This is a genomic window from Levilactobacillus fujinensis, from assembly GCF_003946335.1.
GTDB classification, from domain to species: domain Bacteria; phylum Bacillota; class Bacilli; order Lactobacillales; family Lactobacillaceae; genus Levilactobacillus; species Levilactobacillus fujinensis.
In genome coordinates, this window is record NZ_RHNX01000012.1 from 38326 (window position 1) to 51945 (window position 13620).

11 protein-coding genes are annotated in these 13620 nt (G+C 49.7%); 7 read left to right on the forward strand and 4 right to left on the reverse strand.

What is annotated here, in order from left to right; genetic code table 11:
• Window positions 1–39: 39 nt before the first annotated feature.
• Window positions 40–1071 carry a YeiH family protein gene (locus EKM89_RS06145; RefSeq protein WP_125686718.1) on the reverse strand — a complete coding sequence of 344 codons (1032 nt, stop codon included), beginning with the start codon at window positions 1069–1071 and terminating at the stop codon, window positions 40–42.
• 157 nt (window positions 1072–1228) lie between these two features.
• Between EKM89_RS06145 and EKM89_RS06150 the strand changes: the two genes are divergently transcribed.
• From EKM89_RS06150 to EKM89_RS06170, 5 genes are all read left to right on the forward strand, one after another.
• Window positions 1229–2104, forward strand: a complete 876-nt coding sequence (locus EKM89_RS06150) for a LysR family transcriptional regulator (protein WP_125686720.1) — start codon at window positions 1229–1231, stop codon at window positions 2102–2104.
• A gap of 390 nt (window positions 2105–2494) precedes the next feature.
• Window positions 2495–3694, forward strand: a complete 1200-nt coding sequence (locus tag EKM89_RS06155; RefSeq protein ID WP_125686722.1) for an MFS transporter — start codon at window positions 2495–2497, stop codon at window positions 3692–3694.
• Between the two features lie 1634 nt (window positions 3695–5328).
• On the forward strand, window positions 5329–6189 hold the full coding sequence (locus EKM89_RS06160; protein ID WP_125686723.1) for an AraC family transcriptional regulator: 861 nt from the start codon (window positions 5329–5331) through the stop codon (window positions 6187–6189).
• Between the two features lie 132 nt (window positions 6190–6321).
• Window positions 6322–7956: an ABC-F family ATP-binding cassette domain-containing protein gene (locus tag EKM89_RS06165; RefSeq protein ID WP_125686725.1), complete on the forward strand. Its 1635-nt coding sequence runs from the start codon at window positions 6322–6324 to the stop codon at window positions 7954–7956.
• A 255-nt stretch (window positions 7957–8211) separates the two neighbouring features.
• Entirely contained in the window at window positions 8212–8496 is a 285-nt protein-coding gene (locus tag EKM89_RS06170) for a type II toxin-antitoxin system RelB/DinJ family antitoxin (protein WP_125686727.1), read from the forward strand.
• Window positions 8497–8560: 64 nt separating this feature from the next.
• On the opposite strand, the gene EKM89_RS06175 is transcribed toward EKM89_RS06170, so the two are convergent.
• Both EKM89_RS06175 and EKM89_RS06180 read right to left on the reverse strand, forming a co-directional pair.
• Window positions 8561–9505 (reverse strand): DMT family transporter, encoded by a 945-nt coding sequence (locus tag EKM89_RS06175; RefSeq protein WP_125686729.1) that lies wholly within the window; start codon window positions 9503–9505, stop codon window positions 8561–8563.
• 554 nt (window positions 9506–10059) lie between these two features.
• A complete protein-coding gene (locus tag EKM89_RS06180) occupies window positions 10060–10998 on the reverse strand; it encodes a nucleoside hydrolase (protein WP_125686731.1) in 939 nt (312 codons plus the stop codon).
• A 184-nt stretch (window positions 10999–11182) separates the two neighbouring features.
• On the opposite strand from EKM89_RS06180, the gene EKM89_RS06185 reads away from it, so the two are divergent.
• Window positions 11183–11401 carry a hypothetical protein gene (locus EKM89_RS06185; RefSeq protein WP_125686733.1) on the forward strand — a complete coding sequence of 73 codons (219 nt, stop codon included), beginning with the start codon at window positions 11183–11185 and terminating at the stop codon, window positions 11399–11401.
• 109 nt (window positions 11402–11510) lie between these two features.
• The gene (locus EKM89_RS06190) at window positions 11511–12293 is read left to right on the forward strand and encodes an alpha/beta fold hydrolase (RefSeq protein WP_125686735.1); all 783 of its coding nucleotides are present in this window, start codon (window positions 11511–11513) and stop codon (window positions 12291–12293) included.
• A 182-nt stretch (window positions 12294–12475) separates the two neighbouring features.
• Here EKM89_RS06190 and EKM89_RS06195 read toward each other — a convergent pair whose 3' ends face one another.
• Complete coding sequence (locus EKM89_RS06195; RefSeq protein ID WP_125686737.1) at window positions 12476–13429, reverse strand: sugar-binding transcriptional regulator; 954 nt, start codon at window positions 13427–13429, stop codon at window positions 12476–12478.
• Window positions 13430–13620: the final 191 nt, after the last annotated feature.

Sequence of the window (13620 nt, forward strand, 5' to 3'; positions counted from 1 at the left end):
AGCAACTTTTATTTACGCCATTCTCTGTAAGTGCACGTTTTAAAAGAATAACTTGCTAGCAATTGTTACCCCGGTCATCAAGACCACGGAGGATAGGGTTGCGGCAAGAAAGGCGTTGCCTCCCCGCTGGAAGATGACGCGGAAGTTAACGCTCATTCCCAGAGCGGCCATGGCCATTCCGAGGAAAATGTAGGCCAATTTGACCAAACCAGCCAACGCAGCAGTGCCCAATGGCAGCCAAGTGCCGATGACGCTGGTCAGCAGGAAACCGGCCATGAACCAAGGAATTGGGAGTTTGGCGCGACCTTCAGCGGTGTTAGCCGTCGTCGTTTGCCGTTGGTACCACCAGCCGATGATCAGCGCTGCAGGGGCCAACAAGAGAACCCGTGAGAGTTTGGTGATGATGGCCGTGTCCAAACTGACCGGTCCCCCTGCGCTACCAGCCGCAACGGCATGCGCGATTTCGTGGAGCGAGCCCCCAGTCATCACACCGAATTGGACCGCCGTTAAATGTAAGAGTGGCTTCAGACCAATTTCAATCAAGGTGAAGACCGTCCCTAAGATGGCGACGATGGCCACGGCCAGAACCTCGTTTTCCCGTTGACGTTCGGCCTTGTCGGGACTGACCTTGATCTGCGGGGAGATTCCCATTACGGCAGCGGCGCCACAGATACTGGTTCCAGTGGCCGTCAAAATGGCCAAGTCACGCTCGACGCCCATTTTGCGACTCAGGTTGTAGGTGAGGAGGACCATGCCGGTGACCACGACAGCGGCCAACGTGATCGTTTTGACACCGGCCTGGGCCAGTTGAATCAAGTTTAATTTGAATCCTAAAAGAATAATACCTAAACGGAGAAATTTATTACTGATAAAGCCGATACCTGCGCGATTCGCGTTGACCGCTCTGGGAGCCAACTGACAAGCCATTCCCAATAATAGGGCGATGACCAAGGCGCCGACCAGGTTCAAATAGGGGAGCTGGGCAAGTTCACTCCCGGCGACTGCACAAATTAAAGTCAGGACAGCTGCACCCCAAAAACTTCGCGTAACCACCGTTGTCCGAATATCCAAATCAATCTCCTCCTCAAAATAAGTGGTGGCGTCAGCCATTAACCGGTGTGACGCCAAAAAAATCAATAGCCTTAGTTTACCTGAAATGAATTATAAGTTAAAATTGGTATATTTAATAACGCTATAAATTTTTCTTATCAAGGGAGTGGTCAAGAACATGTTGGATGCGCGCTATCATACGTTTTACGTTCTTTCGCAGACCAAGTCCTATACCCAAACGGCACAACAATTGTTTATTACGCAACCCGCCGTTTCACAACAGATCAAGGGATTAGAAGTCGAGTTAGGCGTGAAATTGGTTCATTACCAACGGCCGCAATTGACGATTACACCAGCTGGCGTCGAGTTGGCGGCGTTTATCCAGCGAATTCAAGTGCAGACTGACAAGCTGGTGGGGGAACTGCGCCATCCGCAAGCACCGCAACGGATCACGTTCAGTACGACCTTGTCGTTGAGCGAGTTTCTGGCGCCACAGTTGATTCAGCAGTTACAGGATAAGTATCGACAAATTACCTGCCAAGTGACCAATACCCAAGCGGCACTGACGGCCATCGATGAAGGCACAAGTGATTTTGCGCTGATTGAAGGTAATTTTGACAAGTCGCGTTACGACTACGAAATTGTGCGGCAGGAACCATTCGTGGCGGTGGTCGCCGCCAATCAGCCGTTAGCTCGGCAGCAGACGGTTGACTGGGCAGACTTAACGACATTACCGCTGATTGTCAGAGAAGAGGGGTCGGGTAGTCGTGAAATCCTGGTCAACCTTGCTCAGGCGGCCAACGTGACATTGGCGGAGTTTCCGCAACTGTTAACGGTGAACAATCCGGCAGCCATTCGTCAACTCCTACTTCGCGGGGTGGGCGTCAGCTTTCTTTACCGGTCGGTGGTCGCCGATGAATTAGCGGCGGGGAAACTGAAGGTTCTTCAACTTCCGGCGGGTCATCTTCGGCATGACCTAGACCTGGTCTACGCCCGCGATAGTTTCTATGCGGCCGATTATCGGCGGTGGGCACGGGGGTTGAAGGAAATGTAAAGTGACTTGTGGGTTAGTAATTGCTCCTAGGAGAGATAGAACGAGATGATCAACGTTCTATCTCGTTTTTTACGGTCAATTTGGTTCTGAAAATTAAATTTACGGCAGTATGAAATCCTATTCAGAAAATAGTAATTGTGGGGGGATATTTGGCATATTAATCGGTTTAATCTATAGCATAGAAGCGGGCAATGGCTGTCAGAGAAGTTCAAAAATCCCGGGTGCTTTTCCTGGTTGAAGCGGCCTTATAGCAAGAAAAGGCACTGACGGACGTAGTGAGAAAATTAAAATCTCCTATAAATTATTGAGCATAGAATTAGACAAACCCCATGAGATACTGTTAAGATGGTAACATTGCTGTTAAAAATCTATGAGAAGGGGTGAGCCATCGTGACGAAAAAAACGAAACGGGCCATTTTTATCTTAATCTTTAGTGAATTCTTAGTGTGTTTGGGAATTAGTTTGATCATTCCTGTCATGCCATTCTTGAAAACCGAGCTACATCTGTCAGCGACCGATATGGGGATTATGAATGCCCTGTTTGCTTTCGCCCAATTCGTGGCGTCACCCCTCATCGGGCGGCTATCCGATAAGATTGGCCGGAAACCTGTCCTGACCGTTGGGTTGATTCTATACATGGTCTCCGAAGTACTCTTCGCACTGACCAATTACCTGTGGGTCTTCGATATTTCCCGGCTGATTGGGGGGCTGTCTGCCGCCATGGTCGTGCCAACCGCCATGGCTTTAGCCTCCGACATTACCACCAAGCGCCAGCGAGCCAGAGTCATTGGGTGGTTATCCGCTGCCTTTAGTGGGGGCCTGATCTTGGGTCCTGGTATCGGGGGAATCTTAGCCAGTATCAGCTACAAGACGCCGTTCTGGGTCGCCGGGGCACTGGGCTTGATTAGTGCCGTTGTCCTTATTGTTCTCTTACCAAACGATGCCGAAGAGAACCGAATCGTAGAAAATGGACCTGATGAAGGCGCCAAGCCAGCCGCACATCCAATGACGCGGGCATTCTGGACGGTCCCCATCATCATCTTATTTACCATGATTTTAGTGTCCTCATTTGGTCTGCAAGGGTTTGAAAGTATCTACAGTATCTACGTCAACGAGGTGTTCCACTTTAGCCTGAGTAATATCGCATTGGTGCTGACCTTGAACGGACTAATTTCGCTGTTCCTCCAGGTCGCTATGTTCGACACGCTGGTCAGCAAGTTTGGGGAACGCCGTGTCATTCGTATCTGTTTCTTCTTGGCGGCCATCTGTACGATTTGGATTACGCAGGCGCACACTAAGCTAGAAGTCATGGTTGCCACATTGGTCATCTTCTCTGCGTTCGACCTTTTACGGCCAGCGATTACAACACTACTGACGAAGGCCAGTGAAGCCAATCAGGGCCTGATCAACGGGCTAAACATGTCGTTGACGAGCATTGGGAATATCGTCGGACCCATCATGTCTGGAATGTTACTGGACTGGAATACGCACTACCCTTACTTAGTTGTGGCGGTCTTCCTCATCGTGTCCTACCTGATGGCGTTCTTGTTGAAACGACCGGATACCGTGCAAAAACAACCAGTAGAATAGAAAATTTAAAATGTGGTGCGTGATCACCGCGTAAAAACGGTCCGTGATAGTTGTCACGGGCCGTTTTCTATGCGGCTTTTTTTGAATGACGATGGTCGTGTAGAAATTAGACGATCGAGAGTTTCAACTGCCAGCTGTCGACTAGAACGATGCGGCCATATTTAAAATCTGGCAAACAAAAAACAGCCAGACAGAAGTCTAGCTGCTCCCCCCAAAGCCCTCGATGGCCATGTGATTCTGTGATAACCGGGCACGGATTCAAGCTGACCTTCTTCCCCCAAAGAAGACAGGAACCCAGGTACGACGGCAATCAGATTAGTTGGAAGTGATCGGTCATTCAGTCGATCCCCCAATCGGCTAAAACCGTTGCGGGTCAAATAAATCAAGATAGGTGACGGGTTACGGCCCCGATAGCCTAAGATTGTTCGCACACCGATAACTTCCCCAAGTTGCGGTATGCCAACGAGGACGGTCAATAGTGGATTGATGAGTGACGAATTAAGGGTTGAACCCTTTTGTACCCATCCGGATGTTACAAGTACATTATATCGGGGATGATGTATTTCAATAATCCCTTAATCTAATGATTGGATTACTAAATTTAACCATGTTGGTGGCAGACGTGGTATGCTATTAACAAATAAGTAAATGAATTGGTCTAGCTGATTTTTTGTAAGTGTTCAGGTGAAAAGTGACCGATCATCTGAAAGCGCTGTCTGCCGGCCGCCGATTATGGATTAAATATGCTTGGTGAGGGGATTCATGGCATCATTTTGGTTGGTTATGATGTTGCCAAATAACTGGGTGAATGATGCCGAAACGGCTGCCATGAGAGTTTTAAATGTATATGTAACTGTTTTTGGTAAGCAAGTTACTTTTTTTAACTACCTTTCGGTTGGCCGATGAGATGCTACTAGCCAGTCATTGCCGGATATTCGTTATACTTGAGCAGTTGTCTGACAGGTTGGAAATGAGGATTAACGTATTAGCGGTTTAAAGGTTGAACGTTAAAAAGGTCGCACGCTGGTTGTCAGGGAGTCTGCTGGCTGTGGGGAACGCCTGCAGCCAGCGGACGGGCTTCCGGCTCGCCTGAAAGCCGACAAGTTCAGGCGTCTTTCAGGTCGTCCCACGATGTAAGCTGGAAAATCCCGCCTAGCATCGTCGGCACGGCTAGTTACATCCCTGGCCGCACTTCGGCTCAGATTGTGTCCGTCAATTTCGAACGTTAAATGCCAACCGAGTGCTGCATTTAGTGTAAATCAATAACGTTTCTATAAGGCATAATCCGTGTTATCTTAGAATGACTATGTAAGCCGAGAGGTCGGCAGGTATGGGTTCAGGTGCGTCGTTCTACTTAGTTAGTGGGTGGTTTCCCCACTGGCTTAGTAGAAAACCAAGCTTGGAGACTCGGTATTTTCGAGGCTTCAAGTTGTGTTCGCACCGATCCAGCCCATATCTGCCGGCCGGTAAGGCGATGATTGGTCAATGTTGCCAAGTGTTGGCCGCAATATTGCTGTTACAACAGTCATACTAGGTGCTTTAGAACTTTCAATTTTTTGGCTATTTATATATAGAAAGAAAATGTATGCGCTAACAACCGTTTAGTGGAAATAAATTTACGAGGGGGAACTGATATGCCACGGCCGTATCATGAACGATTGAATTTTATGACGGAATTACCGCTACGTGTAATCTCACACGGCACGGTGGGGCCCAAAATGGTTCTGCCACATTGGCATCAAGCCGTTGAGTTGGCGTACGCCTTTAAGGGCCGTCCGGGTACCGTCCACATTGGGGGCTCGACCTATGAAATGGAAGAGCAGCATCTGTACGTGGTCAACTCGGAAGTGGTTCACAGTTACGAGACTTTTTTAGATGAAGATAATCAGATTGTGACGTTGCTTTTGCCGGCCGCTTGGGTGCGTAATGTGGTAGCCAGCGAACAGTTGCCGGTGTGGGGACCGTTAGACCTGGACTTACGTACCGATCCCTATCATGAATTAGGACAATTTGTGCACACCTTAGCTACTAACGCCGTCACTGAGCCAACTGAGCGGGCGGACTATCTCGCCAGTTTGGGGGCAGAGTATCAACTGGTTGGTCAACTTTTGAAGCATTTGACCGTCAATGGTCGCGTTAATAGCGATCAATTGCCATTGCCCCATTCCCTGCGGCAAGCCGTCACGATGATCCAGGAAAACTATAGCCAACCGGTTGCTATTGCCGATATGGCGGCCGAATTAAATTATTCTAGCGTGTATTTTTCTCGATACTTCAAGGAATACATGGGGGTCTCGCCCAAGGCCTATCTGGGTCAGATTCGGCTCGAACGGGCGACGCAGCTGTTGATGACATCACAGGATCCCATCCAAAAAATTGCGCTGCAGACGGGTTTTCGTACGGAAAAAAACTTCTTTGTGACGTTCAAACAGCATTTTCAGATGACACCGAAGACATATCGCGAACGTTACGCGGCCCAACAGACCTGGTCGTAGCGTAAACGTTGCTTGTTCTGATTTTTTATGGTACACTACCCTAACATGTCAACTAACGAATATGAGTAGAAGCCAACGCTGCCGTGACCAGACACGTTGGTTTTTTACGCGAAAAACAGGAGGGAATCGTTCATGTTAACCGTCAATAATGTCAGTATGCAGTTCTCCGACCGGAAGCTCTACGACGAAGTTAATCTCAAGTTCACCCCAGGAAACTGCTACGGGGTCATTGGCGCTAACGGCGCTGGGAAGTCGACGTTCCTAAAGATCATCGAAGGCAAATTAAAGCCAACGTCCGGAAATGTCTCCATGGGTCCTAACGAGCGGATGTCCAGTTTGAACCAAGATCACTTTGCTTTTGAAGACAATTTGGTCATGGACACGGTCATCCAGGGACACAAGAAGTTGTACGATATCATGACCGAAAAGAATGCCATTTACATGAAGGCCGACTTTAGCGACGCAGATGGGATTCGGGCCGCTGAACTGGAAGGCGAATTTGGTGAAATGGGCGGTTGGGAAGCCGAAGCCGAAGCAAGCCAAATGTTACAGGCTTTAGGCATCGACGAATCACTCCATCAAGTGCCAATGAGCGAACTGACCGAACCACAAAAGGTGAAAGTGTTGTTGGGACAAGCCTTGTTTGGCCATCCTGACGTACTACTTTTGGACGAACCGACCAACGGGTTGGACGTTCAATCCATTAGCTGGTTAGAAAACTTCTTAGCCGACTACGAAAATACCGTCATCGTTGTTTCCCATGACCGGCACTTCTTGAACCAGGTCTGCACGCATATGTGCGATGTCGACTTTGGTAAGATCACGCTGTTCGTTGGAAACTACGATTTCTGGATGGAATCTAGCGAGCTGGCTGCCCAATTGAAGGCGAACGCCAATGCAAAAAAGGCCGACCAGATCAAACAACTCCAAGAGTTCGTGGCGCGATTCAGTGCCAACGCGTCGAAGTCTAAACAGGCTACGTCGCGGAAGAAGCAATTGGAAAAGATCACACTGGACGATATCAAGCCGTCTTCGCGGAAGTATCCCTTCATCAAATTCAACCCAGAACGCGAATTGGGGAACGATTTGGTGCGCTTAGAGCACGTCTCCAAGGCCATCGATGGCGTGACGATCTTAGACGACGTCAGCATGACGTTGCGACCAGGCGAAAAGGTTGCCTTCATCAGCCGTAACGACGTGACGACCACGACTTTGATGCGGGTCATTTCCGGTGAACTCGAACCAGATAGTGGTCATGTCGTCTGGGGTCAAACGACCAGCACGACCTACCTGCCAAAGAACGTCAACGACTACTTTGCTGAAAACCAGATGACGGTGATCGACTGGTTACGTCAATTTGCATCCAAGGAAGAAAGCGACAACACCTTCCTGCGGGGCTTCTTAGGGAAGATGCTCTTCTCTGGTGACGACGTGAACCGGGAAGTCGACGTGATGTCCGGGGGCGAAAAGGTCCGTGCCATGCTATCCAAGATGATGTTGAGTAAGGCTAACGTGCTGTTGCTGGACGATCCAACTAACCACTTGGACTTGGAATCCATCACAGCGTTAAACGATAGTCTTGTTGGGTTTACTGGCAGTATTCTCTTCACCTCGCATGACCATGAGTTCATTCAGACGATTGCCAACCGGATCATCGAAGTGACGCCTAAGGGCATCGTTGACCGGGCCGACACGACTTACGACGAATTCTTGGGCCATAAAGAGGTACAAGAACAGGTCGCAGCGTTGTACGACGTTGAACAATAAATAAAATGTTAAAAACGATGTTGCTTCTTTGGCGCCAGTTATGGTGAACGGGAAGGCATGTCGTTTTTTTATTTGGAAAATCTCGGTTTGAGCAGGCCAGGGTCTAAAATTTGGCCCTGGTTGCCATTTGTGTGGGAAAATATTTAACATCTTAATTGCCAGAATGCCTAAAACGATAAGGGTTGTCTTGCCCTATGAGGCCATGCTATGGTGGGGTTGCAGGTGAAGGATAGGGTTTGATGAAGGAGACTAATCATGAAAAACATTAATGATTCAGCTAATCAAGCGGAGCACCTAGACATTACCATTGACGCGGATCTCAAGCGGGCTGTGACCGAGGTTTACCAGCAGTACGGAATGAGTCTGACCACGGCGATCCACTTATTTATTCAGCAGTCGGTGACCGATCACGACTTACCGTTTGACCTTGAGCTCAGCAAGGAACAGTTGCAAGCCGAGCTCGCGCGCGAGAAGGCGACTGGTGATACCGAGTCACTGGCGGCGGTCGAGGCGCTGTGGCAGGACTGGAAGGAACTTTAAATTCAAGTGAAATGAAAAGACAATCCGCCAGCCAAGAAATTGGTTTGGGGATTGTCTTTTTTAGTTAGAATAAGCGAATCAAGATGACGCCGCCAATCAAGAGAAACAGTCCCAGAAACTGAACCGGCACAATGGGTTTATGGTGAGCACCTAGCAGACCAAATTGGTCGACTAGGAGACCGCCAGCAATTTGACCCAACAGGGCGAAGACCACAGTCTGGCCGGTTCCTAGAATCGGGGCGAGATAAGCGTTACCTAGCACGAAAATACCACCCATGGCACCACCGATCCAGATCCACCACGGTTTGCCGTGACCAGTAGCCTGACGAATGGCCCGGAAATTGTGATGCACGAGGAGCACAATTAGGAACAGGCAGAGCGTCCCAATCAAAAATGAAATGAAGGCAGCGTGTAGCGCGGAATTTAACGCGAGTCCCAGTCGACCGTTAATGGTAGTTTGGGTCGCACCTAACGCACCGGTTACGATTCCCAGCAATCGCCAGGGCCAGGGGTTACCGTGAGCTGGATTTGGATTGCTGGCGGGTGCCACGTGGGCTTGAATGATTTCGGGCAGGGCGACGGTCACAATGATACCGATCAAGGCGACCAGTAAGCCCAGCAACCGGATGAGGGTCAGCGACTGTTGCGGCGAGTGAAACCAACCGAAATTATCGATGATGACGCCCATGATGACTTGCCCTAAGATAGGCATGATGGCCGTTTGAATCCCGCCAATATGGGGAAATAGCAAGATGTTAGTGGTTAAAAAGATAACCCCCAGCAGGCCCCCAATCCAAATCCACCACGGTTGTGTGGTCAGCAGGTGCTGGGAAATACCTAGTGGTTGCCGGTTAAGTAAAAGAATGACCGCTAAAAAGAGGGTTCCCACGGTGAACGAAACAAATGATGCCTGATAGGGAGAGCCAATGAACCCCCGCAATCTGGAATTTACGGCGGTCTGTAAGGATAAAATGATACCAATGGTGATGGCAAAGGTGATAGCTGCCATGGATGAGACCTCCTTGATTATATGGTATGGGATCACTTAATTAATGGGGCTTAAAGATATTATCTTTGGCACGGTTAAGCTGATAATTCTATCATAACATGATGTTATCTAGAGGCCGAAAGCTAAGATGCTTATGTTTGCGTCAATAAGGGTGATCACGCTAAATTAATGGAAATGGTCGTACGCTGGCTGGTTCGTGGTAAAGTCCGGGCTTTTGACTCGCTTGAATGCCGCGAAGATCGTGCGTCCCTCAGGGTAAAGAAAGAGCCTGGGACCCCCCCAGACTCCTTTGGTATTTTTTTCTGAGTTTACATTGCTGAAGCGGGGGACAAAAGACAGTTGACTTCGCTTAAAGCGGATAACTAAAGGTTGAAAGCCGAAATGTTTGCGTTACTCTTGCGACAACAAGAATTATCACGCCTAAATTAGTGAAAACAGCCGCACTCCGGCCGTCAGGGATTCCGCTTGCTGTGGGGAACGCTTCCAGCCAAAGGACGGGCTTCCAGCTCGCCTGAAAGCCGCCAAGATCAGGCGTCTCCCAGGTCGTCCCACGCTCAGTCAGCTAAGATAGCGAGTTCGTCGATGCGTTTGAAAAAGGCGTCGTGGTCGACCGTGGTGACCAGTGTCACGGGACGACCGTCCGGAATCTCAAAGGTGCGGCCACGACCGGGACCAGTAGTTAAGACGTCGCTGGTGACTTCCTTGGTAGTGACCACGGCCGGCGATTCGCTAGCAACCGTTGCCAGTACGTCCCACAGGAAGTAGGTCGAGTTGGTTTCAAAATGTTGTAATGCAGGGACCAACGCATACCCTTGACCGATGAAGTCGATAGCAGGATGTTGGCGTTGCAGGGCCCAATGTTGACGAATGGCAGGCGTTAAGGGCACTTGACGGGTACTTTCCAGACCGACCATTTGAATGGCGATGGCGCTGTCCCAGACCGTTTTAACGGCTTGCGGGTCCCAGAAGGCGTTCCACTCAGTCGTGCCATCCTGTTCGGGTTCGGCAACGTTGCCACGGCCGTCGAAAGTGCCGCCCATCCAGTAGAGCTTGTCAATTTTAGCCGTGATGGTCGGATCGACTGTCAATGCTCGGGCTAAGTCCGTTAGGGGCCCCGTCATGACCAGCGTGGTCTTGCCCTCGGTTTCTTGAAGCTTGTCGATCAAGTCGAGGTGGGCGGGTTTGGAAGCGATTGGTGTGTTAATAGTGCCAGCTTCATTTAAAATGGGAAGAGCATCGAGACTAAAGGCGTCTAACCGCCATTCTTTAGGGAACGGATGCACACCGCGTGAGTTGGAAGCCGCAACGTTCAGTTGAACGCCATGACCGAACCGATCGATGATTTTCCGGCTAGCAGCCAGTGCCGGTTCTAAGTAGGAATCAGCACCGACTACGCCGACCCCAGTTAGGGTGACATCTGGCATTTGTAGTAATAACAGTAAAGAAACTAAATCGTCGACGCTGCCGTCGTGGTTAAAATAGACATTTCGCATGGCTGTAATCTCTCCTCTTATTACGAACATTATAAAATAAATACGTTCGATAGTTCTTATATTATCGAATTTACAACGTGAATGCAAGGGAGCAGGTGAACGACTTTAGCTGCGGTTAAGAAAACTTTCATATACTGGTTAACAGGTTAATGAGCCATTCATTAATGGAAAGGATGACTAAACGATGAAATCAGTTAAACAAGGTTCTAAGAGGTGGCTAGGTGTCCTAGCTGCAGGGATTATTCTCTTCGCCGGTGGTGGTGGGACGGGCTATATGCTTGGACAACAACAGGCCAAGTCGGCACAGACTACCCAGATGAAGAAGGCACCAGCGGGCATGAGTGGTCGCCCATCTGGGAAACCAAGTGGGGCACCCGGTCAAAGTAGTAGCAGTAGCAATTAACGAACATTAAATGGTTTTACCTAGACCGACTTGTGACGTGCACCATCGGCTTGACCCCTATGGCAGTTAGCCGTAAACTAAATGACAATTTGAAAAGGGAAGTCGACGCATGCAGTTTAAAACAAATGATGGTGTGACCATCAGCTATGACGACGAGGGGACGGGTGTGCCCATTGTCATTCTGACCGGAATTGGCGGCAGTCGCGTCATCTGGGCGGCCCAGGTACCGCACCTAGTTGCGGCAGGCTATCGGGTTATCAACATTGACGCCCGGAATCAGGGGGCCTCGGCGCATACAATCTATGGTCGTAGAATTACGCGCCATGCCATGGATGTTGCGGAGCTAATGACGCATCTTGACTTGGACCAGGTTATTTTATTGGGAAATTCGTTGGGCGCGGCAACCTTCTTTGCCTATCTCTCATTATTTGGTGAGCAACGAGTTAGAGCCGTTATCGACGTTGATCAAAGCCCTAAAATGGTGGCAGAAGATGGCTGGTCATACGGGTTTAAGGACCTCACGTGGGCGACCTTTCCGGGCTTGTTGATGGCACCGGTGGGAAAATCGACGGCGGGGCCTATCGATGATGCTGTTTACGCTCAAGTCAAGGCAGCCAAGGTGGCGCACCCGTATGATGCGGCGCTGAATGCCCCCTTATTGATTGATCACGCCGCACAGGATTGGCGAGATGTGTTGCTCCATTTGCGTGCGCCACTCCTAATCGTGGCTGGGCAGGAGTCACCGTACTTTAACAGTGACTTTGCGGCGGTCAGCGCAGGCATGGCACACAATGGGATGGCAAAAGTGGTGCCCCATGCCGGTCACGTGGTCATGGCGGAACAGCCGGCGGCATTCAATCAGATCTTGTTGGACTTTTTACGAACAATTTAAGTGATTATGTGGGTGTAAAGAACTCGAGCATTTCATTTTAACTCGGATTATCTCCTTTACAAGGGACATCAAAACAAGGGACATCAAAACAAGGGACATCAAAACAAGGGACATCAAAACCTAAAAAGGCATCAGATGAGCCTCCCAACGTGGGCGGTCATCTGATGCCTTTTCCTGTGCGCTTAAACTTCCTTAGCTGCGGTTAAAATACGTTGGGCAATGCCTTCGTCGATTACGAGATCTGTCAACAATTTCCCCCGTAATGCCCCTAGTGCGGCATAGGTCTTAAACTTGCTCTTGATTACGGCAAAGCGTCGGGGAGTCGCTAACACTTCATCGAGTGAGATGCCAACGACGGTATCCTTTTCCGGGATCAGAAAGTTTCCCTGAATGTCGTAGGGACGACCGAACAGCATGCCGGCAATCTGACTGGTATCGACGCCAGGGAAAATCTGGGCCTTGGCCTTTTTCCAGACGGCGATTGAGTCGATTGAAGCAATCGTCCCGATGCCGCAAAACAGCATGTCCATCCGTGAGGCAATTGCCATCGTTCGTTGCAGAGCAGGTTCTTGCGGTAGGAGGTCGTGGACCGTTTGGTTGGTCACATACAGTGGGGCGGGTAACGTGACGTAGTCAGCCTCGAAGCGTGAGGCCGCGTGTTCGACCATCCTAGTGGACCCGGCGCGTGAGTTGTATTTCATATTCTCACCGACGAACTGTGTAAAGGTCAGGTCTTCTTGTAGCTCGGATTTAAAATGATCGATGATGCTATGGACCGTGCTCCCCCAGGCGAGACCGACCACATGACTCTCAATGATCAGTTGTTCGATACGTTCAGCGGCGTAAGCAACAATGTTACCCGCATTTGTATCGGAGTTCCCATCGCCGCGAAGAATGGCAACGTGCGGGATATCGAATGCCTTTTTAAATTCCGTTTCCAATTGAAAGTTTCGTGCAACGGGCGCATTGATCTGAATGGAAACAATGCCGGCCTTGAGTGCTTCATCAAGGGCCTTGGTGATGAGGTAGCGGCTCAGATTATATTTACGGGCAATATCCGAGATGGGCAAGTTACCATAATAGTAGTCCTGCGCGATCAAAACGAGCAGCTCCTCGTGGGTCAAGTTCTTTTCCATACTGCAATCCTCCGCTATGGGTTTAATTTTTTTATTAAAGGTTTAGTTGTAACGCATAAAAATAGTCGTGTTCCAGCGGTCAGGGGGAACACCGCCAACTCCGAGCAAGAAACGGGCTGCCGACTCGCCAGAAAGCCGCAAAAATCATGTATTTCTCAGATCGGCGAACGATGTAAGCCGAGAGGTCGCCA

Coding starts and splice junctions, on each gene's coding strand:
- EKM89_RS06150 (WP_125686720.1), top strand. CDS start 1,229: ATGTTGGATGCGCGCTATCATACGTTTTACGTTCTTTCGCAGACCAAG.
- EKM89_RS06160 (WP_125686723.1), top strand. CDS start 5,329: ATGCCACGGCCGTATCATGAACGATTGAATTTTATGACGGAATTACCG.
- EKM89_RS06165 (WP_125686725.1), top strand. CDS start 6,322: ATGTTAACCGTCAATAATGTCAGTATGCAGTTCTCCGACCGGAAGCTC.
- EKM89_RS06170 (WP_125686727.1), top strand. CDS start 8,212: ATGAAAAACATTAATGATTCAGCTAATCAAGCGGAGCACCTAGACATT.
- EKM89_RS06175 (WP_125686729.1), bottom strand. CDS start 9,505: ATGGCAGCTATCACCTTTGCCATCACCATTGGTATCATTTTATCCTTA.
- EKM89_RS06180 (WP_125686731.1), bottom strand. CDS start 10,998: ATGCGAAATGTCTATTTTAACCACGACGGCAGCGTCGACGATTTAGTT.
- EKM89_RS06185 (WP_125686733.1), top strand. CDS start 11,183: ATGAAATCAGTTAAACAAGGTTCTAAGAGGTGGCTAGGTGTCCTAGCT.
- EKM89_RS06190 (WP_125686735.1), top strand. CDS start 11,511: ATGCAGTTTAAAACAAATGATGGTGTGACCATCAGCTATGACGACGAG.
- EKM89_RS06195 (WP_125686737.1), bottom strand. CDS start 13,429: ATGGAAAAGAACTTGACCCACGAGGAGCTGCTCGTTTTGATCGCGCAG.